This is a genomic window from Corynebacterium marinum DSM 44953 (assembly GCF_000835165.1).
Lineage (GTDB): Bacteria > Actinomycetota > Actinomycetes > Mycobacteriales > Mycobacteriaceae > Corynebacterium > Corynebacterium marinum.
Map to the genome: position 1 here is coordinate 1942370 of NZ_CP007790.1, position 25039 is coordinate 1967408.

Annotated in this window: 22 protein-coding genes and 2 pseudogenes; 10 read left to right on the forward strand and 14 right to left on the reverse strand. The window is 68.5% G+C overall.

What is annotated here, in order from left to right:
* Nucleotides 1-88: 88 nt before the first annotated feature.
* Nucleotides 89-1501 carry an IS1380-like element ISCli1 family transposase gene (locus B840_RS09195; RefSeq protein ID WP_018297647.1) on the reverse strand — a complete coding sequence of 471 codons (1413 nt, stop codon included), beginning with the start codon at nucleotides 1499-1501 and terminating at the stop codon, nucleotides 89-91.
* 120 nt (nucleotides 1502-1621) lie between these two features.
* Here B840_RS09195 and B840_RS09200 point away from each other — a divergent pair.
* Nucleotides 1622-2749, forward strand: a pseudogene (locus B840_RS09200) (PTS ascorbate transporter subunit IIC); the annotation flags it as partial.
* A gap of 104 nt (nucleotides 2750-2853) precedes the next feature.
* Here the strand turns inward: B840_RS09200 and B840_RS13535 are convergent.
* The 3 genes and pseudogenes from B840_RS13535 to B840_RS09210 form a co-directional block, all read right to left on the reverse strand.
* On the reverse strand, nucleotides 2854-3003 hold the full coding sequence (locus tag B840_RS13535) for a hypothetical protein (protein ID WP_156971889.1): 150 nt from the start codon (nucleotides 3001-3003) through the stop codon (nucleotides 2854-2856).
* A gap of 66 nt (nucleotides 3004-3069) precedes the next feature.
* Complete coding sequence (locus tag B840_RS09205) at nucleotides 3070-4074, reverse strand: bile acid:sodium symporter family protein (RefSeq protein WP_042621895.1); 1005 nt, start codon at nucleotides 4072-4074, stop codon at nucleotides 3070-3072.
* A 122-nt stretch (nucleotides 4075-4196) separates the two neighbouring features.
* Nucleotides 4197-5460 (reverse strand): annotated as a pseudogene (locus B840_RS09210) (alpha/beta fold hydrolase).
* A 32-nt stretch (nucleotides 5461-5492) separates the two neighbouring features.
* Here B840_RS09210 and B840_RS09215 point away from each other — a divergent pair.
* Nucleotides 5493-6263 (forward strand): aldose epimerase family protein, encoded by a 771-nt coding sequence (locus B840_RS09215; protein WP_042621896.1) that lies wholly within the window; start codon nucleotides 5493-5495, stop codon nucleotides 6261-6263.
* On the opposite strand, the gene B840_RS09220 is transcribed toward B840_RS09215, so the two are convergent.
* The 4 genes from B840_RS09220 to B840_RS09235 all read right to left on the reverse strand — a co-directional run bounded on the left by B840_RS09220 (nucleotide 6260) and on the right by B840_RS09235 (nucleotide 11392).
* A complete protein-coding gene (locus B840_RS09220; RefSeq protein ID WP_042621897.1) occupies nucleotides 6260-7645 on the reverse strand; it encodes a YeeE/YedE thiosulfate transporter family protein in 1386 nt (461 codons plus the stop codon). The genes B840_RS09215 and B840_RS09220 overlap by 4 nt on opposite strands.
* A gap of 90 nt (nucleotides 7646-7735) precedes the next feature.
* Complete coding sequence (locus B840_RS09225; RefSeq protein ID WP_042621898.1) at nucleotides 7736-8302, reverse strand: metallophosphoesterase family protein; 567 nt, start codon at nucleotides 8300-8302, stop codon at nucleotides 7736-7738.
* Between the two features lie 80 nt (nucleotides 8303-8382).
* The gene (locus tag B840_RS09230) at nucleotides 8383-10539 is read right to left on the reverse strand and encodes a catalase (RefSeq protein WP_042621899.1); all 2157 of its coding nucleotides are present in this window, start codon (nucleotides 10537-10539) and stop codon (nucleotides 8383-8385) included.
* Between the two features lie 214 nt (nucleotides 10540-10753).
* Nucleotides 10754-11392, reverse strand: coding sequence for a DsbA family oxidoreductase (locus B840_RS09235; protein ID WP_042621900.1), 639 nt, complete (start codon nucleotides 11390-11392; stop codon nucleotides 10754-10756).
* 132 nt (nucleotides 11393-11524) lie between these two features.
* On the opposite strand from B840_RS09235, the gene B840_RS09240 reads away from it, so the two are divergent.
* From B840_RS09240 to B840_RS09265, 6 genes are all read left to right on the forward strand, one after another.
* On the forward strand, nucleotides 11525-12499 hold the full coding sequence (locus B840_RS09240; protein ID WP_042621901.1) for a hypothetical protein: 975 nt from the start codon (nucleotides 11525-11527) through the stop codon (nucleotides 12497-12499).
* A gap of 50 nt (nucleotides 12500-12549) precedes the next feature.
* Nucleotides 12550-13248, forward strand: a complete 699-nt coding sequence (locus B840_RS09245) for a YoaK family protein (protein ID WP_042621902.1) — start codon at nucleotides 12550-12552, stop codon at nucleotides 13246-13248.
* Nucleotides 13249-13264: 16 nt separating this feature from the next.
* Nucleotides 13265-14446: an alpha/beta hydrolase gene (locus B840_RS09250; RefSeq protein ID WP_042621903.1), complete on the forward strand. Its 1182-nt coding sequence runs from the start codon at nucleotides 13265-13267 to the stop codon at nucleotides 14444-14446.
* A 58-nt stretch (nucleotides 14447-14504) separates the two neighbouring features.
* Nucleotides 14505-15686 carry an alpha/beta hydrolase gene (locus B840_RS09255; RefSeq protein WP_229676638.1) on the forward strand — a complete coding sequence of 394 codons (1182 nt, stop codon included), beginning with the start codon at nucleotides 14505-14507 and terminating at the stop codon, nucleotides 15684-15686.
* Between the two features lie 106 nt (nucleotides 15687-15792).
* Complete coding sequence (locus tag B840_RS09260; protein ID WP_268236895.1) at nucleotides 15793-16164, forward strand: LppP/LprE family lipoprotein; 372 nt, start codon at nucleotides 15793-15795, stop codon at nucleotides 16162-16164.
* A gap of 13 nt (nucleotides 16165-16177) precedes the next feature.
* On the forward strand, nucleotides 16178-17338 hold the full coding sequence (locus B840_RS09265; protein ID WP_042621905.1) for an alpha/beta hydrolase: 1161 nt from the start codon (nucleotides 16178-16180) through the stop codon (nucleotides 17336-17338).
* A 69-nt stretch (nucleotides 17339-17407) separates the two neighbouring features.
* Here B840_RS09265 and lepA read toward each other — a convergent pair whose 3' ends face one another.
* Nucleotides 17408-19255: a translation elongation factor 4 gene (lepA, locus tag B840_RS09270; protein WP_042621906.1), complete on the reverse strand. Its 1848-nt coding sequence runs from the start codon at nucleotides 19253-19255 to the stop codon at nucleotides 17408-17410.
* Nucleotides 19256-19398: 143 nt separating this feature from the next.
* On the opposite strand from lepA, the gene B840_RS09275 reads away from it, so the two are divergent.
* Both B840_RS09275 and rpsT read left to right on the forward strand, forming a co-directional pair.
* Nucleotides 19399-19995, forward strand: coding sequence for a type II toxin-antitoxin system PemK/MazF family toxin (locus B840_RS09275; protein WP_156971964.1), 597 nt, complete (start codon nucleotides 19399-19401; stop codon nucleotides 19993-19995).
* A 210-nt stretch (nucleotides 19996-20205) separates the two neighbouring features.
* Complete coding sequence (rpsT, locus tag B840_RS09280) at nucleotides 20206-20469, forward strand: 30S ribosomal protein S20 (protein ID WP_042621907.1); 264 nt, start codon at nucleotides 20206-20208, stop codon at nucleotides 20467-20469.
* A gap of 253 nt (nucleotides 20470-20722) precedes the next feature.
* On the opposite strand, the gene B840_RS09285 is transcribed toward rpsT, so the two are convergent.
* The 5 genes from B840_RS09285 to B840_RS09305 are packed head-to-tail and all read right to left on the reverse strand — an operon-like array spanning nucleotide 20723 to nucleotide 25037.
* Nucleotides 20723-21370: a LysE family translocator gene (locus B840_RS09285; protein WP_042621908.1), complete on the reverse strand. Its 648-nt coding sequence runs from the start codon at nucleotides 21368-21370 to the stop codon at nucleotides 20723-20725.
* On the reverse strand, nucleotides 21367-21756 hold the full coding sequence (locus B840_RS09290) for an ankyrin repeat domain-containing protein (RefSeq protein ID WP_042621909.1): 390 nt from the start codon (nucleotides 21754-21756) through the stop codon (nucleotides 21367-21369). Before B840_RS09290 ends, B840_RS09285 begins: the two co-directional genes overlap by 4 nt.
* An 11-nt stretch (nucleotides 21757-21767) precedes the next feature.
* Entirely contained in the window at nucleotides 21768-22730 is a 963-nt protein-coding gene (gene holA, locus B840_RS09295) for a DNA polymerase III subunit delta (protein WP_156971890.1), read from the reverse strand.
* 1 nt (nucleotide 22731) lies between these two features.
* Nucleotides 22732-24372: a ComEC/Rec2 family competence protein gene (locus tag B840_RS09300; protein WP_042621910.1), complete on the reverse strand. Its 1641-nt coding sequence runs from the start codon at nucleotides 24370-24372 to the stop codon at nucleotides 22732-22734.
* Nucleotides 24369-25037 carry a helix-hairpin-helix domain-containing protein gene (locus B840_RS09305; RefSeq protein ID WP_042621911.1) on the reverse strand — a complete coding sequence of 223 codons (669 nt, stop codon included), beginning with the start codon at nucleotides 25035-25037 and terminating at the stop codon, nucleotides 24369-24371. Before B840_RS09305 ends, B840_RS09300 begins: the two co-directional genes overlap by 4 nt.
* Nucleotides 25038-25039 lie beyond the last annotated feature (2 nt).

Below are 25039 nucleotides of genomic sequence, written 5' to 3' on the forward strand. Positions count from 1 at the left end.
GGCAGGAATGATCCCCAGATCACGTCGTCGTCTGGTTGTTCCACGAATTGGTAGGTCGGCTCGGGCCGGAGGGTTTCGGCTCAGGTGGTCAGGAAGAAACAACAGCCGGTGGCGAGTGACCGTGCTCGAACAGCTTCCGCCACTGCGGCTCCCATTTCCAGCCCTGCGGTAGGTGCAGGACCAACCGTCGTGCCCTACGAGCAATGCGGGCCGCCACCATGACGATCCGACGCCGGATCGTCGCAGTCGTAGCCCTGGCCAGTGCCCCGGCCGCGATGGTCCCGGCAGCCCTGGTGAGGTTGAAGGCCATGACCGCCACCACCAACCACGCCGCGTTCGCGGTGAACACACCTGAAGGCATATGCGCCAGCGCACTGTTCTTCAGATCGGCGTTGACCTGCTCGATGACCGCATGCTGCCGGTGGGTCTTGTCCGCGGCCACGGTACCCAGCAGGTCTGGGTCGGCGGTGGTGAATACCGCGTGGAAGCGGTGCAGATCAAACAGGCCCGGCTGATCGATATTCTTCTTGTTCAACTCCGGGATCCGGCGCACCACCAGCCGACCGGGAACCTGATCAGCTGCCTTCTTCGACGCAAACGCGATGAAGGGGACTTCCGCGACTTCCGCTGAGGAGATCCAGGTCTGGGTGTCCTCATCAAAGAGCGCGTCGGTGTACTCAATTGTTTCCCAGGACGTGTCCGGGATCGTGGCAATCGCGTTCTGGATGTTGGGCGTCATCCGCGCGGTGATGGACACATCCGCACCGGCGGTGAGTGCTGCGTGGATGCTGGGCCGGCCGTAGAAAGCGGAGTCCGCGCGTACGAGGATTTTCTGCTGGGCCATGGCGGGTAGGCGTCGGGTGGTGGTGATGGCATCGGCAATCAACCGGCCTGCCCCACGCGCCGAACCACAGGACCCTCGGCGCAGGCGCTGGGCTACGACCACCGGGGCAGACTCTGTCGTGGTGACCGTCGCCAGCAGAGCATTGAGCCCACGGACACCGGAGTAGCCGAAGCCGGCGCCTTGTTTCTGGTGGCCGTGGACTTCGATGATGGTGTCGTCGACATCGACGAAGACATACCCGCTGGTGGCAGCTGGGGGTGCGGGTACCAGGCCCGGTGACTGGTCAGCCAGGTTGATCAGGAAGCGGGAGGCCACGGCATCCAACTGGCGCACGTGCCCGAAGGTGAAGGCCCGGAGGAAGGATCCCAGGGTCGACGGCGCGTAGATCCGGGTAAAGAGTCGGTTCATGCCGCCGTGGCGCAACAGGTCCATGTCGTCAATCGAGTCGGCACCGGCGACCATGCCTGCGACCAGTGAGGAGATCTTCGCCCCGGCGTTGGCACCCTTGTCGCCTGCGATACTCATCCTGTGCTGTGCCAGGGTCGACAGGCCAGCAGTGTCGGCCAGGCGCATGGCTGGGACCAAGCCGGCGGCCGACACGAGGTTGGGGTCATCGAATGAAATAGAGAGTGCCGCGGGAGTGTGAGATAGTTGCACCTGAGAGATGCCCTCCTGGATGGGGAATATAGACCTTCGACAAGTCGTATTATCCCAGTTCAGAAGGGTATTTCTCTTTTTCCCACGCCGCTACCCCAAAATCACATCGGTGGATCCAGGTTTAACACCTGGACCGTCGTCCTCGTCAGCGCACTGCTGCTGGGCATCCTCATGGTGTCGTTGCCGGCCATCGCCCACCCGTGGACCCGTCGGATCACGGGCGACGACTCCATCGCCATCGGCCACTTCGGCACCGCCGGCTACGTGGCGGCCGGTGCAGTCGGCAAGCTCGTCGGCGGTAGGGGCGAGAAGGCCAGCGCCTCCACCGAGGACCTCACGCTGCCCGAGGGGCTGCGCTTTCTGCGTGACTCGATGGTGGCCACCGCCCTGTCGATGGCGCTGATGTACATCATCCTGGCCATCCTGTTCATGCTGCGCGCCGGCACCGACGAAGCTTTCACCGCCTTTGACGGCGGTGCCACCGGCGTGGGCGACTACCTGATGCAGTCCTTCACCCAGGGCCTGAGGTTCGGTGTCGCCGTCGCGGTCATCCTCTTCGGCGTCCGTACCATCCTCGGCGAACTCGTCCCCGCTTTCCAGGGCATCGCGGCCAAGGTCGTTCCGGGCGCGATCCCGGCTCTCGACGCCCCGATCGTCTTCCCCTTCGCCCAGAACGCGGTTCTCATCGGATTCATCACCTCCTTCGTCGGCGGCCTGGCCGGCCTGGCGGTGCTGTCGCTGTGGCTCAACCCGGCCTTCGGCATCGCCCTGATCCTGCCCGGACTGGTCCCCCACTTCTTCACCGGTGGCGCGGCCGGCGTATACGGCAACGCCACCGGCGGCCGGCGGGGCGCGGTGTTCGGCGGTTTCGTCAACGGCCTGCTGATCACCTTCCTGCCGGCGTTCCTCCTGCAGGTGCTGGGGGCCTTCGGCTCCGAGAACACCACTTTCGGCGATGCCGACTTCGGCTGGTTCGGCATCCTCGTCGGTTCCGCGGCGAAGGCCGGCGCCGTGGTCGGCCTCGTCCTCATCCTGGTCATCGGCGCGGCGGTGCTGGGAGCGGGCATCTGGTCCCAGAAGAAGCTCGTCGACGGCAACTGGGATCCCACCCCGTACCGGCCCCACCCCAAGGGTGAGGAGAGCTCCGCCAGTGCCGGGCAGTCGACGCAGGCGGCGACGACCCGCCGGCATCCTAAGATCTCGCCCCCGCGGGGTGCACCGGCCCCGCCCCCGCCGCCCCGGGGTTAGTTTGCCCGGCCGCCGGAGAACTGCACGGCCCCGACCCGGGCCCCGGTCAGAAAAAGGGCCCCCCACTGTGACAGTGAGGGGCCCCAGGGCAATATCGGTAGCCCTTAACCTCCGTAGACCTGGGTGAGAATTCCCGGGTGGAGGATGTGTTCCTCGGAGACCTCGAAGATCCCGAGCTCCTGGGACAGTCGGTCGAACTCGGTGACCTCCGTCGTGGACAGGGCCACATGCTCACGGTTTTCCGGCAGCTTCATGCTTCTCACCGTACCTCACGGTCGACTCGATTCCAGTGGACCAACCTTAGCCCACCCGGGAGGTTTCTAGGAGACGGCCACCTTCTCGGCCGCGGGTTCCGCGGCGGCCGCGTCGGGGTGCTGCTCCCCGGGCAGGGGGAACCTGCGGGCGATGGAGGCGTAGACCGCTCCGGTGATGTTGTGCAGGACTGCGGCGACGGCACCCGGGAGCGCCGCCTCCGGGCTGAAGAACTTGGCGGACATGCCCGAGGCCAGGCCTGCGGACTGGGTGCCCACCTCGACGGCCATGGTGCGGTTGGCGGACGCGGGCATGCGGAACAGCTTCCCGGTGAAGTAGCCGAGGGCGAAGCCGAAGACGTTGTGCGCCAGCACCGCGGCGAAGAGAATCAGCCCGACGGAGGCGAGCCGCTCTGCGTTGTTGGCCACGGCCGGGAAGACGACGCCGCCGATGCCGAGGATGGAGATCCACGGCAGGACCGGGGTGATCAGGGAGATCCACTGGTCCGCGAAGTAGCGGATGACCAGGCCGCCGACGACCGGCAGCAGGACGGTCTGAACGAGGGTGAGTGCCATGCCGGCACCGTCGACGTCGGTGCGGGTGTCGGCGAGCGTCAGCATGAGCATCGGGGTGATGATCGGCGAGAGCAGCGTGGACACCGAGGTCATCGCCACAGACAGGGCGACGTCGCCCTTGGCCAGGTAGGTGATGACGTTGGAGGAGGTGCCGCCCGGGACGGAGCCGAGCATGAGCAGGCCGACGGCCAGCGCCTCGTTGAGGCCGAGCATCCGCGCCACCGCGACCGCGCACAGCGGCATGATGACGAACTGGGCAACCACGCCCAGCAGGATCGGCCACGGCCGGCGGGCGATCTCCTGGAAGTCCGGCAGGGTCAGCGTCAGGCCCATGGCGAACATGATGATCATCAGGAAATAGGTGATGTAGTTCGACAGCGGTTGGAAGGGCGCCGGAAAGAAGAAGGCGAGGGCGGTGCCGGCGAGGATGAACAGAGGGAACGCGGTGACCGCGATCGCGGCCGAGCGGTCCTCCTTTGATCGGGAGGTGGTGGTCATGAACGACTCCTTGAGTGAGACTGCTTATTCACGGGGGGAGGGTCGCACGGGGGTGGGCACGGCCCGGTGCTTGGCCGGTGGGCTCGCAGAAAGTTTAGATCACACCTTCCTGGCCAGTTCCTTCAGGCCTCGGAGCGCACCATGCCGTGCAGCCGGCGGAAGATGGCGGCACCGTCGACGCGCAGCCCGTCGTGCTGGTGCTCCGCGGTCTGCCACACCCGCATGTCGCGGAATACGGCGGCGGTGGCCAGCGAGAGTTCCCGGGGTACGTAGATGTCGTCGCGGTAGACCGCCGCCGCGCACACCGCCGCCGATCCGCTTATCGACGCCGCGTCATAGGGTCTGTCCCACTCCCTCGCCGCGAGCTTGCCCGCCGCCGGCTGGAAGGCGTGCAGGGCGGGGTCCTCCTCGAACTGCCAGGGGTAGACGTGTTCGCCGGTGAGGAAGAACTGCGCGTCCCGGACAGGGTCGAGGTTCTCCTCGAAGCCCTCGGACTCCTCCCGGACGCAGTGGGCCGACCAGGCGGTGGGGCCGGGGACCACGCCGCCGTAGATCGTCTCGTGGACGGCGGCGTAGAGGGGCGCGGCCTCGAAGGACAGACGGGAGGAGAGCTCTGCCAGGGTGTCGCCGCGCAGGCGTTTCTCGCCGCGGACGTGGTGGAAGGGGGCGTCGAGAAGCGCGGCGAGGTTCTCGAATCCGGCGGCCCGCCCCAGCTCGATGCCGATGGTGCGGAAGCGCCGCGAGCTCAGGTGCTCGCCGGTGGGCAGGCGCTCGTCGGCGTTGTTGAGATGGTGACAGATCTCGCGGACCCGCGACTGCGCGAAAGGCACCTCATCGTAGAAGGCGCGGTGGCGCTCCCCCAGCTTCCGGTAGGTGGCGCGGTAGGTCTCGTCCGCGTGATTGCCGATGCCCGGCAGCCCGCCGGTGAAATACGCGTAGCGGATCGACTCCGGATGCCGCGAGAGGTAGGTGGTGATGCAGAAGCCGCCGAAGGACTGCCCGAGCACGTCCCAGCGCCCGGCGGAGGTCCTCGGCGTCGTCGACGATGTGCTCGGCGCGCAGGAGGGCGAGGTGGGCGGCGTCGAGAAGCAGTGGGTCGGCGAAGCGGTCGATCCGGGTGGAGCGCCCCGTGCCGCGCTGGTCGAGCAGGAAGACGCGGTGATCGCTCAGCGCCTCGGCGAGCCAACCGTCGAGGGTGGTCGGGCGCGGGGCGGCATGCCCCGGGCCGCCCTGGAGGAAGAGCAGCGGCGGGAGCGAATCGTCCGGCGAGAGTTCGCGGACGAACACCTCGAGGCTCTCCCCCGGGTGCGCGCGGTCCCAGGGGACGGTGAGGGTGTGGTCCCGGACGGTGATGCCGTGGACGGTGCGCGAGGTGGTGGACAACATTGTGACCATCTTAATGGTTAACCTGGGGAGGCATGGACGACCTGTTGACCGCCGGGAGCATGCGCATGTGCCCCTCCGGCGCACACCTGACCAGCACAGACACCGACTTCGGGGAGCTGTTCTACCTCTCCTCCGCCACCGGCTCCGGACCCGGGACGGCGATCCGCGGCGGGGTGCCCGTCATCGCCCCCGCCTTCGCGGACCTGATCGCCTCCGCCCCGCGGCACGGCTGGGCGCGCACTGCGGAGTGGAAGGTGACCACCGACGGCCGCGACTTCCACGCGGAGGTGGACAACGACGGCATCCGCCTGCGGCTCGACGTCCGGGAGTTTGCCGACGGCGTCCGCCTCGAGCTCACCGCCCGCAACGAGTCGCGGGAGGACCGGAAGATCCAGTTGGCCTTCCACCCCTATTTCCGGGTCAGCCACGTCGCCTCGGTCGCGGTCGCGGGCCTGGACGGGACCCCCGTTCTCGACCGCGCCACCGGCGGGCAGACCACCCAGTCCGGGGACGTGACCGTGTCCGGGGAGTTCGACCGGATCTTCCGGGAATCGCGGGAGGTGTCCATCGTCGACGCGGACCGGGTGATCACCGTGGCCGCCGAGGACGCCGACTCCACCGTCGTGTGGAATCCGGGCGAAGAAGCCGCCGCCGACATGGGTGATGTCGGCGGCGGCGAGTGGTCGGAATTCCTGTGCGTGGAGCCGGCGCTGCTGGGGCCGGATCTGACCGGGGTGACCCTGGTGCCCTCCGGGGAGCGGCGCCTGGCCATGACGGTGACCGTGCGGGGAAGTTCCGGCTAGTTCTTGCGGATGGCGATCTGCCAACCGGCGTCGCCGGTCTGGCGGAAGTCCGTGACCTCATGACCGTTGTCGGCGGCCCAGCGCGGGATGGTCTCCGTGCCCTGGGTGCAGTCGAAGTCGATGACGAGCTCCTCGCCGACGTCCAGGGTGTCGATGACGTCCTTGGCCTCGATCAGCGGGAAGGGGCAGACGGCGCCGAGGGTGTCCAGGGCGTAGCGGCCCTGGCCCAGCGGGCGGGCCTTCTGGGTCTTCGGGGCGGCGGTCTTCAGCGCGACGGCGCCGGTGGCGACGGCGAAGCCCGGGGTGAGGACCTTATCCTCGGCGGAGGTCGGGGCCTGGTCCAGGGACTCCTCGGTGGAGTAGGTGCCCGCCGTGACCGGGGCGGTGGAGGGCTTGAGCCACAGCTTGGCGCCGGCGCCGACGCCGAGTGCGATGAACAGCAGGGCGATCCAACCCTGGTAGCTGAACAGGGCGGTCTGGACCATGCCGTTGCCGACGGTGCAGCCGCCGGCCAGCGCCGCGCCGACGCCCATCATGGCGCCGCCCGCGACCGCGCGCACGGCGGTGGTGGCGTCCGGCACGCGGAGGCGGAACTCGCCGGTGGCCTTCGCGGCGGCGAAGGCGCCGATGAACAGGCCGAGGACGAGCATGACGCCCCAGTCGACCTTGGCCCCGTCGCCGGTGACGATGAAGTTGGCGATGTTCCCGGACGGGCCGGTGATGCCCAGGCCGGAGTTGCGGCCGGCGGCGGCCGACAGGGGCCAGGCGATGACGCCGATCAGACCGACCAGTGCACCAGCGGTGTAGATGTGCAGCGGGCGGCGCCACCACGGGCCGTTGAGGCGGGCGACCTTGGGCTGCGCGGCTTCCTTGACCAGGAAGTGGCGGGCAGCCAGGGCGGTGCCGATGGCCAGCGGGATGGCGAAAAACCACACCGAGACACCGAAGGAGGCCGGCAGGGTGGTCAGCGAGGTGTCGTAGGACTTGACTCCCGCGTTGAGCCAGTTGAGGGCGCCGGTCTGCATGGCGGACGCGGACAGCGCGTAGAAGATGAGTGCGATCCAGGAGCCCACCAGGCCCTCGGCGGAGCGGAACCAGGTGCCGGAGGCGCAACCACCTGCGAGGATGATGCCCAGGCCGAAGATGAAGCCGCCGCCGATGACGGCGAGCGGGGCGAAGTTGCTGTAGGTCGGGGCGATGACCCCGGCGCTGGTCAGCGCCGCGATGCCCACGGCATGCACGGAGATGACGATGAGCAGGGCCACGAAGCTCCGCCAGGTTTTCTGGAGGAAGATGTCGCGGAGCATGCCCGTGACGCAGAAGCGTCCGCGCTGCATCACGATGCCGAGGACTGCGCCTACGGCGAGGCCGGTGAGGATCATGGATCCGCCTTTCAAGGAGGTTCAGCTGGTGTCGGGTCTCGAAGTTACCCCGCGCGAACCTTTTTGTCTACCACATACAGACCGAGTGGTTCAGTTTTCGAAGAGCACCTTTTCCACCGCGAGCTGACGAACCGGCTTCATCCCCCACGCGTCGAGCCCCACGTCCACCAGCCCGTACCCGGATCGGGGCTGCGGCGAATGCAGGTGGCCGTGGACCAGATAATCGACGTCGAGCCGCACCTCGTCGTGACGCGACGCCATCCCCGGATGGTCCATACCCGGGCGCGGAAAATGGCAGAGATGCACGTTACGGCCCCGCCACCGCAGCCGCTGGAACGGCTGCACCGACTCGAACACCTCGAGGAACTCCCGCTGCATCCGGAACGAGGAACGGTGGATGGGGTGGCACGAGTCGTGGTTGCCCGGCACGAGGTGCATCTCCAGATGGGCCCCGTGTTCGCGGAGGAGGTCCAGCGCACGCCGCTCCCCGTCGGCCGCGCCCCGGGACAGGTCCCCCAGCACCCACAGCCTGTCCCCCGCCGGCAGGTCGCGGATGCCGCGCAGCACCCGCCGGTCGTGCTCCTCCACCTCCAGCCCGCGCAGACGGGCCACAGACTGGTGACCGAGATGCAGATCAGAGGTGAACCAGACGTCCATGGACTCCACCGTAGTCGTCCCGCGCAACAGAAAACGGCGCCCCGACCCGGGGGCGCCGCACTCTACTCTGTGGCCCTTCCTTATCCCTGCCGCTCCCAGACCCGGTGCCCGCGCATCAGCGGGATGAGCTGGTCCACGGCGCCGGAAAGCGAGGACACCGTGACCACGCCCGGGGCGGAGGTGTCCACGCGGACGTTCTCCAGGCTGTCGAGGAGCACGATGGCCTTGCACTGGTGGAACACCTCGGCCCGCATCACGTCGACCTCGTAGCGGTCCGGCGTGTCGGCGACCACGACGGCGTCGAACTCGACGGACCGGGCGGTGTCGTAGGTGCGTGAGATCGGCACATCTCCCAGCTTTCCACCGTGCTCGCCGACAACCAGCGGCACCATGCCGGCGGCGTCGATCGCGGCGACGAGCTCCGCCACCTCCTTCGGCGGGGTGCCGGCGGTGGTGAGGATGCCGACCTGCCGGCCGTCGACGGGCCACTCCTGGCCGATCTGCGAGAGCGCCGGACTCGGCTCGACCTTGGCCAGCTTCGCCTTCGCAGGGGCGGGCAGGCCGAGCTTCTCGGCCACGGCGGCGGCGAGATCCGTGTCGATCTGCGCCAGCGCGGCCAGCTGACGGGTCTTGATGTTCTCCTCGTAGCACTTGCCCAGCTCGAAGGAGTACGCGTCAGCGACGTGCCGCTGTTCCACCTCGCTCAGGGACAGATAGAACAGGCGCGCGTGCGAGAAGTGGTCGTCGAAGGTGGCGGGCTGCTCCCGGACGATCGCAGATTCGGGCAGGGGCACAGGGACGTCGATACGCGCCCCCTCGGCGGCGGTGGCGGGGAACGGGTTGCCGCCGTCCAGCGAGTTCGGCCGGTACGGCGCCACGCCCGCATGGCTGGCGTGCTGGTGGAAGCCGTCGCGGAGCATGTCGTTGACGGGCGTGTGCGGGCGGTTGATCGGGATCTGGTTGAAGTTGGGGCCGCCCAGGCGGGTCAGCTGGGTGTCGATGTAGGAGAACAGGCGCCCCTGCAGCAGCGGGTCGGCGGTGACGTCGATGCCGGGCGGGAGATGGCCGGGGTGGAACGCGACCTGCTCGGTCTGCTCGAAATAGTTGGTGGGGTTCGCCACCAGGGTCATCGTGCCGATGACCTGCACCGGGGCGAGCTCCTCCGGGACGAGCTTCGTCGGGTCGAGCAGGTCGATGCCCTCGAACATCTGCTCCTCGGTGTCGGGGAAGACCTGCACGCCCAGGTCCCACTGCGGGAAGGCACCGGCCTCGATGGCGTCGGCCAGGTCCCGGCGATGGAAATCCGGGTCGACGCCGGCGGCGATCTGGGCTTCCTCCCAGACCAGCGAGTGCACGCCCAGCTTCGGCTTCCAGTGGAACTTGACCAGGGTGGTCTCGCCCTTGGCGTTGCTCAGGCGGAAGGTGTGGACGCCGAAGCCCTCCATCATGCGGTAGGAGCGCGGAATGCCGCGGTCGGACATGTTCCAGATGGTGTGGTGCTGCGCCTCGGTGTGCAGGGAGACGAAGTCCCAGAACGTGTCGTGGGCGCTCTGCGCCTGCGGGATCTCCCGGTCCGGGTGCGGCTTGGCCGCGTGCACGACGTCCGGGAATTTGATGCCGTCCTGGATGAAGAACACCGGCATGTTGTTGCCCACCAGGTCCCAGGTTCCCTCGTCGGTGTAGAACTTGGTGGCGAAACCGCGGGTGTCACGCACGGTGTCGGCGGAACCGCGGGAGCCGAGCACCGTGGAGAAACGGACGAAGACCTCGGTCTCCTTCCCCTTCCCGAACACGGCGGCCGAGCAGATGTCGCCGGCGGCGCCGTTGCCGACGAACACGCCGTGGGCGCCCGCGCCGCGGGCGTGGACCACGCGCTCCGGGATGCGCTCGTGGTCGAAGTGCGTGATCTTCTCCCGCAGGTGGTGGTCCTGCAGCAGCACCGGGCCGCGCGGGCCGGCCTTGAGGGAGTGATCGGTGTCCGGCACCCGCTGGCCGGTGGAGGTGGTCAGGTACTCGCCCTGCTGGGCGCGCGGGTCCGGTCCGGCGTCCGCCCCGGCGGTGAAGGGCGAACCGGTGGCGGTGACGTTCGCCAGATGCTGCTGGTCTTCCTTGGGCGGCAGGGGCTTCACCGGGGAGGTCGGCTCCCCCAGGCTCGGGGGCTGCGCCGCGGGGGCGCCGGGGATCACCGGCAGGGAATCACTGGCCCGGTCTTTAGCGGGCTTCTTCTTTGGGGTCATGGGAGTTCCTTGTCCTTGAGGGTCAGTCAGGGTCAGTCACAAGTCCGTCACGTCGCCTGCGTGATCGCCAGGCGCACCGGCCTGTCACCGGTGCGGCCACGCTACTACTCCCCGCATAAGCCCGCCGTTATGCCTGGTGACGGCGCCGGGCATTCCTCCCCGGCCCCGAATCGCCGTCGCGCCCGACGTGACCCGGGACACATCTTCGCCCGGGTCAGCCCTCCGCGGCAGCCTGTTCCAGCGCCTGGGCGAAGACCTCGACCGGCTGTGCGCCGGAGACCGCCAGCTTCCCGTCGAAGACGAAGAAGGGCACGCCCTGCACGCCGATCTGGCGGGCGAGCGCGATGTCCTCCATGACCTCCCGGGAGTAGGCGGACTCGTCCGCCAGCGCGGAATCGACGTCCCCGGGCCGCAGGCCGACCTCGGCGGCGAAGGCGCGCAACTGGTCGTGGTCGGCGATGTTCCTGCCTTCCGTGAAGTAGCCGCGTTTGACCAGTTCGTCCCATTCGACGCCCTTGCCGTCCTCGCGGGCCAGTTGGCCCAGCCGGTGGGCGTCCATGGTGTTGACCATGTGGGATTCGCGCCAGTTGAATTCCAGCCCGACCTCCGCGGCGCGGGCCGCGAGGCCGTCGTTCATGGCGACGACCTGCTCCTCCCCCATGCCCTTGACCCTCACCAGGTACTCGAGGGCGTTGCCCGCGGACTCCTTCGGTGCGTCCGGGTCCAGCTGGAAGCTGCGCCAGACGACCTCAACGTCATCCTTCCCCGGGAAGTCTTCCAGGGCGAGGTTGAGGTGGCGCTCGCCGACGGTGCAGAAGGGGCAGATGTAGTCGGACCAGATATCGATTCTCATGCCCGGTCAACGGCCGGGGGCCCCGTGATGTTCCCCGTATGTATCAAAGCGGCAACTTCCTTTACGCCGTGACACTCTCCCCGTAACATGTGACACACACCACTATCCCGGCGGTGAAAGGAGCGGGCAGTCGTGGAACTCAAGCAGAGCATCATCACCCAGCAGTTCACGGTGGAATTCGTCCGTGCCCTGCCCCAGTTCAGCATCCCCCAGGCGGTGTCCGCGGCGATGCAGCTCGCGGACTCCCTCGAGCTCTCCCGCTTCGAGGACTTCGGGGCGCTCGTCGGCATGGTGAACGGCCTGCAGCTCCGCCCGGCCGATGAGTGGGAGGCCTTCGGGTACGAACCCACCGAGCAGGCCGTCCCGGTCCGGCTGGAGGTGCCGCACGAGTCGGCGGCACCGGTGCCCGGCGGGAAACAGCGGCCGGACCGGGGCCGGGACGGGCGCATCCGGTTCGCGGACCACTACCTTTCCGCCCACACCCGGCGCGCCCACCAGTCGAGCGTGCACTTGAGCAGCTACCGCGATGCCGTGGGAGGGTGGCGCAAACGCCTGGGTTACGTCACTGAACCCTCCCTCGCCTACGCCGAGTTCACCTCCGCCGCCGCGGACCGGAAGATGCCGATGCGGCGGGTGGAGATGCTGGGCAACCTCTGGAAGATCGGGGCCGTGGCGACCTGGGAGACGGACTGGGAGGGGGAGACCTCCTGGTGCTACGTCGACCAGCGGCCGGTGCCGGGAGAATCGCCCGACCCCATGATCAACGAGTCGGACGCGTGGTACCGCCTGCGGATCCACCCGGACGTCGGGCGGGACGTCATCGTCGAGATCGCCCGGTGCCTGGCGGAGATTCACCTGGGTTACGTGGAAAAGCTCTGGGGTACGTCGGTCGAGGGGGGCTCGCAGCGCGGGCCGGAGTCCGAGGCCGCCGCCTACATCGCACTCGAGAGGCTGTGGATTCCGCAGCGCAGCCGCCGGACCGACTGGTACCACCGCTACGTCGCGCGGGAGCCGATGGCGGCCGAGTTCCGCTGGAGCGAGGTGTTCCGCGCCGCGGAGGCCGTCGAAGATCTGTTACGCGGGGACACCGCGCCCGTGACCGCCTAGGATGGAAGTCTGACCACCCACACATAGTCAACTCAAGGAGCGGTGCTGGAGTGCAGCGCTACACCGCCGGCGAGCAGAATCTGGCGGTGAGCTTCGCGTTCATCGCCGGTTTCGTCGATTCGATCGGCTTCCTCTTCCTCGGCGGCGTTTTTCTGTCGTTCATGTCCGGCAACACCACCCGCATCGCGACGGCCGCCGTCGACGGCAACCCGGATCTCGCGCTGCTGGCAGGCTCGGCCGTGGCGTTTTTCCTGCTCGGCGTCATGGAGGGTGCCCTCATCCGCCGCCTGGCGATGCGCCGCGTGCGCCCGGACCGGGTCCGCGAGGTGGTGATGGTCAACATGTGCGTCCTCTTCTCCCTCTCCTCCCTGCTCGTGCTTCTCGACGCCCCGCGGGCCGCCATCATCGTCGCCTCGTTGGGCATCGGCGCGATGAACTCCATCTTCGAACGCGCGGGGGAGGTCGCCATCCCGCTGACCTACATGACAGGGACCCTGGTGAAGATGGGCCAGCGTTTCGTCGACGCGTTCTTCGGCGGTTCCCATGCCGCCTGGCTGGGCCACCTGAAGATGTGGGCGGGGTTGACCGTCGGCGCGTTCACCGGGGCCCTGACGTACCGCTACCTGGGGATCGCCTCGCTGCTCCCCGTCACCCTGCTCACGTGGACGGCCACCGGGATCGCGATGCTGGTGCGCATGTACGGCCGACGTCACGGGGCAGTAGTGAAAATTCAGGTTGAACCCAGTTGATGCTAAGTTTTTGTTTATGCGTCATCTATCTCTCCGCTTTCTGACCGCCGCCGCAGTGGCCGCGCTCAGCGTTCCCGCCGTCGCCGCCGCCCAGGACCTCCCCGAGATTCCGGCCGGTTCCGACAACGCCCTGCGCGACCTTGTCGTCACGGCGAACTCGAGCCCGGCATCCTCGGGTTCCTCTCTCAACGGTCTCCTCAGCTCCCTGTCGCTCATCGGCTCCTCCGAGCTACCGCTCGGCGGCCCGCTGCTGTCCAGCGACGACCGGTATCCGCTGGCAATCGACGAGTCCATCGACGAGGTCGAGATCCTCGAGAAGAAGATCGAGCGGGCGGACGAGCGCGTCGAGCGCTGGTTCGTCACCTCCCCCTCGATGGCGCGCGTCGTCGAGGTCCAAATCAAGAAGGCCGCTGATCCGGCCGCCCCCGCCCCGATGATCTACATGCTCGACGGCATCGGCGGCTCCACCAACAACTCCGGCTGGCTCAACCACGGCGAAGCTGAGCGCGTCTTCGGCGGGGAGAACGTCACCCTCGTCATGCCCACCCAGGCCGCCGGCTCCCTCTACTCCGACTGGGAGCAGGACGACCCGGCGCTGGGCCGCCACATGTGGGAGACCTTCATCACCGAGGAGCTCGCACCCGCCCTGGAGGCGGAGGATGAGCTGAACTTCAACGGCAAGCGCGGCATCGGCGGTCTTTCCATGGGCGCGATCGGCGCGGTGCACATCGCCAACACCAACCCGGAGCTTTTCGACGCCACCTTCGGCATCTCCGGCTGCTACTCCCCCAACGACGCGGTCGGCCGCCAGATGGTCAACCTGGTCGTCGGTTCCCGGGGAGGGGCCGTGGAGAACATGTGGGGCCCCTACGGCTCGGATCTGTGGGATTTCCACGACACCACCGCCAACCCCGAGGGTCTGCGCGGCATGGCGGTCTACCTCTCCGCCGCCGACGGTTCCTTCACCGAGGAGGACCGGGCCTCCTATGACGATGACCCCTTCTTCAACATGGCGGCCGGCGCCACACTCGAACGCGGTGTACTGCACTGCACGGAGCAGCTGGACGAGTCGATGCGCGATCTGGGCATGAACCACCAGGTCGTGGACTACAAGGGTCCTGGCGTGCACAACTGGGACAACTACAACGAGCAGCTGCAGCCGGCCTGGAACGCCATCAAACCGGCGCTGCTTCCCTGACCTCAATACCCCACGGGGCATGTGAAGGAAAATGGCTAGTGGGGTAAGTTTTCTCTGTGTGAAGACACAATATTTCCCTCAACTCATCGCCGTAGCCGCGACCGCCTCGCTGGCGCTGTCCGCCGCCTCCCCCGCCCTGGCACAGAGCGAAGAGGGCGGGGCCTCGAGCGAGCTGATCGGTGAAGCCGTGGTCGGCTCCAGCCAGAACCCTGCCTCTTCGGGGTCCTCCCTCGACGCCACCCTCAGTTCACTGTCCCTCCTCGGCTCCTCCGAGATCCCGATCGGCGGCCCCTTCCTGTCCAGCAACCCGGAGTACCCGCTGGCCACGACGCCGATCGACGGGCCAGCGCGGATCGTGCGCGTCGAGCGCACACCGGGCGAGCGGCTCGAGCGTTGGACCATCGCCTCGCCGAGCATGCAGCGCGAGGTCTCCGTCCAGATCTACCGGGGAGCGAACGAGACCGCCCCCGCCCCGCTGCTCTACCTGCTCGACGGCATCGACGCCCCCTACAACTCCGGCTGGCTCGGCCCGGGCAAGGTCCAGGAGGTGTTCGAGGACGAGAACGTCACCCTCGTCATGCCCACCCAGGCCGCCGGCTCCTGGTACTCCGACTGGGAGCAGGAGGACCCGGCGCTGGGCCTCAACAAGTGGGAGACCTTCATCATCGACGAGCTCGACCCGCTGCTGAAAGATGACGCGGAGCTCAACTTCAACGGCGAGCGCGGCATCGGCGGCCTTTCCATGGGCGCCAGCGGCGCGGTCCACATCGCCAACACCAACCCCGAGCTTTTCGACGCCGTCTTCGGCATCTCCGGCTGCTACTCCCCCACCGATGCCATGGGCAGGCAGATCGTCAACATCGTCACCGGTTCCCGCGGCGGCGACGTGGAGAACATGTGGGGCCCCTTCGGCTCCGAGGAATGGCAGCGGCACGACGTGGTCGACAACCCGGACGGGTTGCTCGGCATGGACGCCTACCTCTCGGCCGCGAACGGCGAAATCACGGAGGCCGACCGCGCCTTCTACGGCGACGACGTGGTCAACATGACCGCCGGCACCGTCCTCGAGCGCGGCGTGCTCAGCTGCACCCAGGATCTCGACGCCGCCCTGCAGGAGGCCGGCAAGACCGACCACGTGGTGAACTACAAGGGCCCCGGAGTGCACGCGTGGAGCAACTTCCGCGAGGAGCTGCAGCCCGCCTGGGACACAATCGGGGACAGCCTGTTCGACGGGGTCTAACCTCAGCTCCATGGGCAGCCTGGATTCCGCGCGCGCCCGGGCCGCCGAGCGCCTCGGCGCCGGCGGCGGAGCCCGCGCCCGGTGAAACCTGCGGCAGGTTCCCTCCCTGGAACCCCCGGGCGAGGGCTGGGAGTTCCACGGCCAGTCCAACTACGATCCGTGCGCGGATCTCTCCTACGCCCTGGTGTGGGTCACCGGTTCCACGCATCCGTTGAAGCAGAACCAGCTGATACCCTTTCACCGTGGCGAGTACCTGGGGGTGGGCCTGCTGGAGCCGCAGTCGATGTATGTCGCGGACGCCGACGCAGATTCGGTGCGCACCCGCGTGATCGATTTCGAGGCGATGGAACGCGATGAGGCCCCCTCCGCGGCGGCCGAACTGTACCGCTCCGACCTGATCTTCCGGTGGAACGGGGAGCGGGTGGAGACGGCCGGAAAGATCCCGCGTCAACCGGTGGCCGGGAGCATCCTGTATTGACACAGTCTGCGTTATGTCGCGTATCCCCAAACTGCCACTTGCCCTTACTGCGGTCACAGGGCTCTGCCTGGGTCTCGCCGCCCCCGCCGCCGCCCAGTCCCTCACGGGCAGCGCCCTGGAACAGGCGGTGATCAGCTCCAACGCCGATCCCGCCTCTTCCGGCAGCGCGATCGACTCCACCCTCTCCGTGCTCGAAGGCCTCGGTTCCGCCGAGGTGCCCGTCAGCAGTCTGCCGGGGAGCAGCTTCGGCGGCGTCAACCTCCCGCTGGATGAGTCGATCAACGAAGTGAGGATCGTCGATAAGGCCACGGAGAACGAACAACTGCGCCAGGAACGCTGGACCATCGCCTCCCCCGCGATGAAGCGCAACATCGAGGTGCAGATCGTTCGTGCCGCCAACCCCACTGCCGACACCCCCATGCTCTACCTCCTCGACGGCATCGGCGCCCCGCGCGACAACTGGTGGCTGGGCGTCGGCGGCGCCCACGAACAGTTCGGCGGCGAGAACGTCCACCTCGTCCTGCCCACCCAGGCCCAGGCCTCCATGTACGCCGACTGGCTGCGCGATGACCCCTCGCTGGGGCGCCACCAGTGGGAGACCTTCATCACGAAGGAGCTCGCGCCCCTGGTCAAACGGGAACTGGGAACCACCGGCCGGAGTGGCATCGGGGGCCTGTCCATGGGTGCGACCGGCGTGGTCCACATCGCCAACAAGCACCCCGATCTCTTCAGCGCCACCTTCGGGCTGTCCGGCTGCTACTCCCCCATGGACCCGATCGGGCGCCAGAACGCACACCTGACGGTGACCACCCGCGGCGGCAACCTGGACAACCTCTACGGCCCCTACGGCACCGACGGCTGGATCTACCACGACACCGTGGGCCACCCGGAGGGCCTGAAGGACCAGAAGGTGTACCTTTCCGCCGCCAGCGGCGCCTTCGCCGCCGATGACGTGGCCAACTACGCCAACGGCAACTGGTTCGACATGTCCTCGGGGGCCGCCCTTGAGCGCGGCTCGTTGGAGTGCACCAGGCTTCTCGATGCCGCCCTGACCGAACGCGGTCACACCGACCTCAAGGTGGACTACGCCGAGACCGGAACGCACGACTGGCACACCTTCAGGGAGACACTGTCCGCCGCCTGGGAACACATCAAGCCGGCGCTGTACAGGTAGGTCCGGGATCACGCACAGTCGCGGCCGCCGCCCCATTCCGGGCCGGCGGCCGCGACTGTGTGCGTGCGGCTAGTTCTCGTCGGTCGACAGGGCGGCGACGAACGCCTCCTGCGGAACCTCCACGGAGCCGATGTTCTTCATCCGCTTCTTGCCGGCCTTCTGCTTCTCCAGCAGCTTGCGCTTACGGGATATGTCGCCGCCGTAGCACTTGGCCAGGACGTCCTTGCGCAGGGCGCGGATGTTCTCGCGGGCGATGACCTTCGAGCCGATGGCCGCCTGGATGGGTACCTCGAACTGCTGGCGCGGGATGAGTTCGCGCAGCTTCTTGGTCATCTTGTTGCCGTACCACTGGGCGTTGTCCTTGTGGACGATCGCGGAGAACGCGTCCACCGGCTCACCCTGCAGGAGGATGTCCACCTTGACCAGATCGGCCTCCTGCTCGCCGGACTCCTCGTAGTTCATGGAGGCGTAACCCTTGGTCCGGGACTTGAGCATGTCGAAGAAGTCGAAGATGATCTCGCCCAGCGGTATGGAGTAGCGCAGCTCGACGCGGTCCTCGGAGAGGTAGTCCATGTTCTTCATGACGCCGCGCTTCGTCTGGCACAGCTCCATCGTCGTGCCCACGAACTCGCTCGGCACGATGAGGGTGAGGTTGACCGTGGGCTCGTAGATCTCGCGCAGCTTGCCGCCCGGCCAGTCGGAGGGGTTGTGCACCCGGTGCTCGGAACCGTCCTCGGCGATGACGCGGTAATCGACCGACGGGGCGGTGGAGATGAGATCCAGGTCGAACTCGCGCTCCAGCCGGTCGCGGGTGATCTCCATATGGAGCAGACCCAGGAAGCCGCAGCGGAAACCGAAACCGAGGGCGACCGAGGTCTCCGGCTCCCAGCTCAGCGAAGCATCGTTGAGCTGGAGTTTCTCCAGCGCCTCCCGCAGAGCCGGGAAATCGCCCTGGGACACGGGGAACAGGCCCGAGTAGACCATCGGCTTCGGCTCTGCGTAGCCCTTCAGCGCCTGCTCGGCGCCGTTGTGCGCCCAGGTGACGGTGTCGCCGACCTTGGATTGGCGGACGTCCTTGACGCCCGTGATCAGGTAGCCGACCTCGCCGGGGCCCAGGCCGTCGCACTTCTTCGGGGTCGGCGAGACGATGCCGATCTCCAGCAGGTCATGGGTCGTGCCGGTGGACATCATCTTGATGCGCTGGCGCGGGGTCAGCTTGCCGTCCATCATGCGGATGTAGGTGACCACGCCGCGGTAGGTGTCGTACACGGAGTCGAAGATCATGGCGCGGGCAGGCGCCTCCGGCCCGAATTCAGAGGTCGGGGCGGGCACCAGCTCGGCGACCTTGTCCAGCAGCGCCTCGACGCCCTCGCCGGTCTTACCGGAGACGCGCAGCACGTCCTCCGGCTCGCAGCCGATGATGTTGGCGATCTCCAGGGCGAACTTGTCCGGGTCGGCGGCCGGCAGGTCGATCTTGTTGAGGACCGGGATGATCTCCAGGTCGTTGTCCATCGCCAGATACAGGTTGGCCAGGGTCTGGGCCTCGATGCCCTGCGCGGCGTCGACAAGCAGAATGGCACCCTCGCAGGCGTCCAGGGCGCGGGAGACCTCATAGGTGAAGTCCACGTGGCCCGGCGTGTCGATCATCTGCATGACAATCTCTTCGCCCTCGTGCGGGCCGGAACGCGGAACCCACGGCAGGCGGATGTTCTGCGCCTTGATGGTGATACCGCGTTCCCGCTCGATATCCATGTTGTCGAGGTACTGGTCACGCATGTCGCGCGCATCGACGACGTTCGACAACTGCAGGATGCGGTCCGCGAGCGTCGACTTGCCGTGGTCGATGTGCGCGATGATGCAGAAGTTCCGGATCCTCGTCGGATCGGTGAACGTCTTCTCTACGAATTTCTTCGGCATGGTGTGGTGGGAGTTCCCTTCTGATAAGACTTCCCCACTCTACCCAAGACAGGCCCGATACTTAAGTGGCCTGGCCTGATCGCCCACACCTTTACTACACTGGGCCGACAGGAACACGTGTGGAAAGAGAGCAGGCGAACACCATGGGCACCACCGGTCACGGCCACAAGGGGGTTCACCGCCCTGCACTTCCCGAGACCGATCGCCCGGGCCTCGGCGAACGCATCCGCTCCTACTTCCTGGGCACCTACGGCTCCCCACTGGACCACGGCCTTTCCCGCATCAACGAGCGCCTCGGCCTGCACGCCGACCAGCAGCCCGAGGCCGCCCGCGCCGCCGCCTACAACATCCGCGTGGAAGCCACGGAACGGGTGAGCCGGAACATCTACTACGCACCCGACATGGACGGCCAGGCGGAGCCCGGCGAAGTCGTCTGGATCTGGGCCCCCTCCGACGGGGCCGACGCACCTCCCCGGGAGCGCGCCATGCTCGTCATCGGCCGGGACCGGCACACCATCCTCGGTCTGCTCATCTCCCCCAACCCCCGGCACGCGGGCGCGGAATCCTGGCTGGACATCGGCGCCGGAGAGTGGGACCCCGCCGGCCGGCAGTGCTGGGTGCGCCTCGACCGGGTCCTGGAGGTCTCCGAACAGGGCGTGCGCCGCCAGGGAGCACTGTTCCCGCAGCGCCGCTTCGACCGCATCGCCACGCGCCTGCGCAACCATTACCACTGGGGCTAGCTTTTCTGCGTCCTCCGCCGGCAAACAGTTTGGGTTTCCGCTGGTTGGACTGGTAGGATTTCGCTGTTATTCACTTTCGGGCGCGTCGGTCGGGGCGGGCAGGACCTTGCGTCCGCTCTTCGAACACCGACGCCGAGTGGCCGCACAGCCGCGGGACATGTCCGCTGGTGGGTTACCGACACCGTTTCTTCGACACCAAGAGGTATTTTCATGGCAAACATCAAGTCCCAGCAGAAGCGCATCCTCACTAACGAGAAGGCCCGCGTCCGCAACCAGGCCGTCCGCTCCGCCGTCCGCACCGAGATCCGTAAGCTCCGCGCGCTGATCGAGGCCGGCGACAAGACCGCCGCCGAGGCTCAGCTGCGCATCACCGGCCGCACCCTGGATAAGGCTGTGACCAAGGGCGTGTTCCACCGCAACAATGCCGCGAACAAGAAGTCCTCGCTGGCACAGGCCGTGAACAACCTGGGCTAAGCCCCTTCCGCCGAAACCCGGCCCCCCGTCCGCGGGGGGCCGGGTTTTCTGCTTCCCGACGCCGCCCTGGATCCGCCCGGCCCGGCACTTCCCCGGCCTCTCTCCGGCCTCTCCCCGGCCTCTCTCCGGCCTGGTCGAGATCAGGGGGAGGAAACGAGTGGTCCCCAGGTCGAGATCAGGGGTGAATTCCCCTCCCTGATCTCGACCTGGGGACACAGCCGACCCCCGCGACCCTCGCAGCCCCCCGGCGGTTCTACCCCAGCAGGTCGACGAACCCGTTGTAGGCGAGCACCGCTCCCGCCGCGACGAAGAACACCCCGGACACGATGTCGATCCACGGTCCGGCCCGCAGGAATTTCCGCCGCATCCCCGGCGTGGAGACCATCAGCGCGATGCTCACCTGGAGGATCAGTGCCGAGACTGACAGCATCACGACCACCCCGACCGCCAGCAGCGCCGACGGGGACGCCGGCAGCAGGGGCGCGATCAGCGCGGAGAGGAAGAGCACGATTTTCGGATTCGACAGGTTCGTCGCCAGTCCCTGCCGGAAGGACTGCCGCATGCGGCCCAGGCGGGCGACGGCTTCCTCCAGGTCGACGGGCGGGTTGCGCCGCTCGCGCAGACCGCCGAGAATCATGCCGCGCCCCATCCACACGAGCCAGCTGCCGCCGATGAGCTGGAGGAAACCCAGCAGCGCCGGGAAGGCGTTGAGCAGCGCGGCGAAACCTAAGACGGTGAGGGTGCACCAGAACATCACGCCGATCTGGATACCCAGCACCGTCGCCAGCGCGTGGCGGCGGGACCGGATGGCGGTCCGCGTGATCAGCAGGATGTCAGGCCCCGGGGAGGCGGCGCCGGCGAGGTTGAGCAGGAGCAGGGTGCCCCACTGGGCCGGTGTCACCCCTCCGCGCCGAGCCGGGCGAGCATGTCGTCCAGCTGAAAGTAGCGGGCGGTCTCCAGGGCGGAGGGGGCCCCGGCGTGGGGGTCGGCGCCCGCGTCGACCAGCTTCTCCACGACAGCGCCGTACTTCTTGAATACTGCGCCGGCCAGCGGGGTCTGCCGGCGGTCGTTCTGCTTGTCGACGTCCGCGCCCCGCTGCGCCAGTGCCCCCACCAGGTTCTCGTGGCCGGAGTAGGCGGCGAGCATGAGCAGGGAGTTGCCGTCCTGATTGGTCAGGTCGGGGTTGACCCCCTGGTCGATATACTCCAGGAGAGCCTCGTCGCCGTTTCGGGCCATGTCGAAGAGTCGGGTGGCCAGTTCGCGCACGTCGTCAGGAATCTCGGTCATGCCGTCAGAGTTTAGCCCGCCAGCTCGGAGACCCGCCGCACCGCATTCTCGATCGCGTAGTGGGGGTCGCCGCCCTGGCCCTTGACCTCGGCGTCGAGGTCAGCCATGAGGATCACCGCCTGGGAGACGGCGTCGCCCGACCAGCGGCGGGCGACTTTGGAGGTCTTCTCCGCCAGCCACGGCGGCATGCCGACGCTCCCGGCCATGGCGTTCCAGTTGGTGGTGCGCGTGGAGTACAGGCGGGCGATGCCGGCGACCTTCATGCTCAGGGCCGTCGCCAGGGCCACGGGGTGCATGCCCAGCTGCAGGGCGCGGCGGGTGCTGGCGACCGCGCGGGCGGTCTGGCCCGTGACGGCGAGATCGGCGATGTCGAAGCCCGACACCTCGGCGACGCCCTCGTGGTAGGCGCGCACGGCGGCGACGGTGACGTCCCCGTCGGTGTCGGAGACCAGCTGGGAGACCGCGGAGGCGAGCTCGCGCAGATCGGACCCCACGCCCTCCAGCAGCGCGTGGACGACGTCCGGGGTGGGCCGCACGCCGTGGACCCGGAACTCGTTGGTCACCCACCCCGGCCGTGCCGCCGCCTTGAGCGGGTCGGCGGCGTGGACCTCGGCCAGCTTCCGGAACTTGGCCACCATCGCCTTCTGCCGCCCGCCGCCGGTGTGCTGGATGATGATGTGGATCCCCGGCGCGACGTCCCGGCAGGTCTGCAGGAGCAGGTCGAGAGGGTCCTTCCCCGCCAGTTCAGTGTGGGTGATCACGATTGCGCGGTCCTCGCCGAAGAGGGAGGGGCTGGTGGCGTCGATGAGCTCCGGGCCGGTGATCTCGGAGGCGCGCAGGACGGTGGTCTCCAGCTCGCCGCGGTCACCGAGTTCGGCGCGGAGCGCGTCGATGATGGAGCGGCGGGTGCGCTCGGCGATGAACTCGTCCTCGCCGAGGATCAGGTGTACGGGGGCCACAGGCATGCCCACCATCCTAGAACCTCCCGTCGCGGGCGTGCTGGGTGCCGTCCACGTGGAGGCTGACCTTCCCGTCCCGGTTCGGGAAGAGCACCGGCACCCCGTCCCGGGTGACGCTCGGACGGTCGGCGGGGGCGCCGGCCGGATCCCGCACGACGATCACCTGCGTGCCCGGCGGCGCCCGGTCCACCTCCGCCACTTCCTGCACGACATGCACGCGGAGGGTCTCCAGCGGCACCTCGGCGGGCAGCCTGGTGAAGTCCGCGCTCCATAACCACCAGCCGAGCACCACCGCCAGAGTTTTCCAGGGGTGCCCGCCCACCAGGCCGGCAATGATCCAGCCGTATGCGACAAGCACCCACTCCGGATCTGCGGGCACGCTGGCCAGGGGCAGTCCGGCGCACCAGGAGGCGACGGTGTGGATCCACCACGTGCAGGGTTCCAGGAGCTTCAGGGGCAGCCACGCCAGTGGTCCCGGGAGCAACGCCAGCCCCGCCGCGAACAGGCCCAGCACCGTCACCGGCGCGACCGCGGGGGCGACCAGCACGTTCGCCAGGACGGAGACCACCGAGACCTCCCCCGCCATGAGGGCGATGAGGGGCATGGTGACGATGTCCGCGCTGACAGCCACTGCCAGGGCCCGCACCACGATGTCGGGGAGCCTGGTCCTCGCCAGCGGACGGTAGAGCAGCGGATGAAGAGCGATGATGCCGGCGGTGGCGGCGACCGAGAGCGCGAAACCGAAGGAGACTGCCAGGTCGGGGTCCCACAACAGCAGGCCCGTCACCGCCAGGCAGAGCCCGTGGACCGGTTCCATCCGGGTGGAGCCGAGCACCGCCAGCAGCCCCACCAGGCCGGTGACCGAGGCCCGCAGGACCGACGGCTCGGCGCCCACCAGCCCGGCGAAGCCGAGCAGCGCCGCGGCGGCCGCCGCCACCTGCACCCGAGGACCGAGGGTGAGCAGCCGGCACGCGACGACGGCGGCCGTGGTGACGATCGCGACGTTCGCCCCGCTGACCGCGCTCAGGTGCGACAACCCGGTGTCGATGTAGAGCTGGAGTTCCGCGGCCGTCTGGGCGGACACGTCGCCGAGCACCATGCCCGGGACCAACCCCCGGGAGGACTCCCCCACCGTCTGGTCCACCGCCGCCCCGAGGGCGTCGCGTACCGTCGCCGCGAACAGGTCCATCCCCTGCGGCCCGGCGACGACGTGCAGCTCCCCGTTGCCCGTCTGCACCCCCACCCCGGGCCGGCCGGCGGTCGACCAGGCCGCCTCCACCACCACGCGGGAGCCGGCGGGCACCTCACTTCCCCCGAGGTCGGTGAACACGGGCAGCGGGGCGGGGTGGCCGGGGGCGTCGACACGCACGAGGTGCCCTCCGGACTCCAGCTCGACCGGGGTGCCGGACACGGTCCCCGGGAGGCGCTCCGGCGGGTCCCAGGCCGCGGCGGTGCGCTGCCGCCACCGGGTCAGCGCAGTGGCGGAGACCCCGAGCACCGCCACGAACGCGGCCTGTCCGGCCTGCCTGCACCACGCCAGGCCCACGCACCCGGCCACGAGCGCCAATCCCGCCAGGAGCGCCGAGCCATGCAGGAGCAGGATGAGCGTGGCCGCCCACACCGCCACCGCCCCGGGGACGAGCCGGAGTTCGCTCACAAGGTGACCGCGTCGCGGAGGGACTCGAACTTGGCGGGGCCGATCCCTTTGACGTCGAGAAGCTGCTCGATGTTCCGGAAGCCTCCGGTGGCCTCCCGGTGCGCGACGATCGCGGCGGCGGTGGCCGGGCCCACGCCCGGCAGGGCGGTCAGTTCGACGGCCGAGGCTGAGTTGAGCGACACTCCCCCGCCGCCGGTCTGCGCCGCCGCGGCCTCCGGCGCGGCCTGATCCCCGGGGACGGGGACCACCAGCTGCTGCCCGTCCGTGAGGCGCTGCGCCAGGTTGAGCGAGGCGAGGTCCGACTCCGGCAGGGGCCGGGCGGGGCCGAGGGCGTCGTCGACGCGCGCGCCCGGGGCGAGGGTGACCAGGCCGGGATGCTCCACCGCGCCGACGACGGAGACGACCATGTCCTCGGTGCCGGCCTCCGGGGACATCGCGGACATCTCGGACACCTCAGCTACAGCGGGCAGCTCCGGGTCGGGGGCGGGCGAGGCCCCCTCGGCCTGCAGCACCACGATGCCGGCGACGAGGACCACCACCGTCGCCGCAGCGAAAGCGGCGTGCCGAAGGGTGAGGTGGAGGCGCGGGGCGGGGTAGGCGACGTCGAGAAGCTCTTCCTCGCCGGTGGGGCGGGTGAGGTCCTTGAGGCGGTTCAGCGTGCTCATGA

Excerpts from the sequence above, each read along its gene's own strand:
- B840_RS09230 (WP_042621899.1), bottom strand. The coding sequence starts at position 10,539 with ATGACCCCAAAGAAGAAGCCCGCTAAAGACCGGGCCAGTGATTCCCTG.
- B840_RS09225 (WP_042621898.1), bottom strand. The coding sequence starts at position 8,302 with ATGGACGTCTGGTTCACCTCTGATCTGCATCTCGGTCACCAGTCTGTG.
- B840_RS09235 (WP_042621900.1), bottom strand. The coding sequence starts at position 11,392 with ATGAGAATCGATATCTGGTCCGACTACATCTGCCCCTTCTGCACCGTC.
- B840_RS09205 (WP_042621895.1), bottom strand. The coding sequence starts at position 4,074 with ATGACCACCACCTCCCGATCAAAGGAGGACCGCTCGGCCGCGATCGCG.
- holA (WP_156971890.1), bottom strand. The coding sequence starts at position 22,730 with ATGGTGGGCATGCCTGTGGCCCCCGTACACCTGATCCTCGGCGAGGAC.
- B840_RS09290 (WP_042621909.1), bottom strand. The coding sequence starts at position 21,756 with ATGACCGAGATTCCTGACGACGTGCGCGAACTGGCCACCCGACTCTTC.
- B840_RS09250 (WP_042621903.1), top strand. The coding sequence starts at position 13,265 with ATGCGTCATCTATCTCTCCGCTTTCTGACCGCCGCCGCAGTGGCCGCG.
- B840_RS09275 (WP_156971964.1), top strand. The coding sequence starts at position 19,399 with ATGGGCACCACCGGTCACGGCCACAAGGGGGTTCACCGCCCTGCACTT.
- B840_RS09305 (WP_042621911.1), bottom strand. The coding sequence starts at position 25,037 with ATGAGCACGCTGAACCGCCTCAAGGACCTCACCCGCCCCACCGGCGAG.
- B840_RS09265 (WP_042621905.1), top strand. The coding sequence starts at position 16,178 with ATGTCGCGTATCCCCAAACTGCCACTTGCCCTTACTGCGGTCACAGGG.
- B840_RS09220 (WP_042621897.1), bottom strand. The coding sequence starts at position 7,645 with ATGATCCTCACCGGCCTCGCCGTAGGCGCAGTCCTCGGCATCGTGATG.
- B840_RS09215 (WP_042621896.1), top strand. The coding sequence starts at position 5,493 with ATGGACGACCTGTTGACCGCCGGGAGCATGCGCATGTGCCCCTCCGGC.
- rpsT (WP_042621907.1), top strand. The coding sequence starts at position 20,206 with ATGGCAAACATCAAGTCCCAGCAGAAGCGCATCCTCACTAACGAGAAG.
- B840_RS13535 (WP_156971889.1), bottom strand. The coding sequence starts at position 3,003 with ATGAAGCTGCCGGAAAACCGTGAGCATGTGGCCCTGTCCACGACGGAG.
- lepA (WP_042621906.1), bottom strand. The coding sequence starts at position 19,255 with ATGCCGAAGAAATTCGTAGAGAAGACGTTCACCGATCCGACGAGGATC.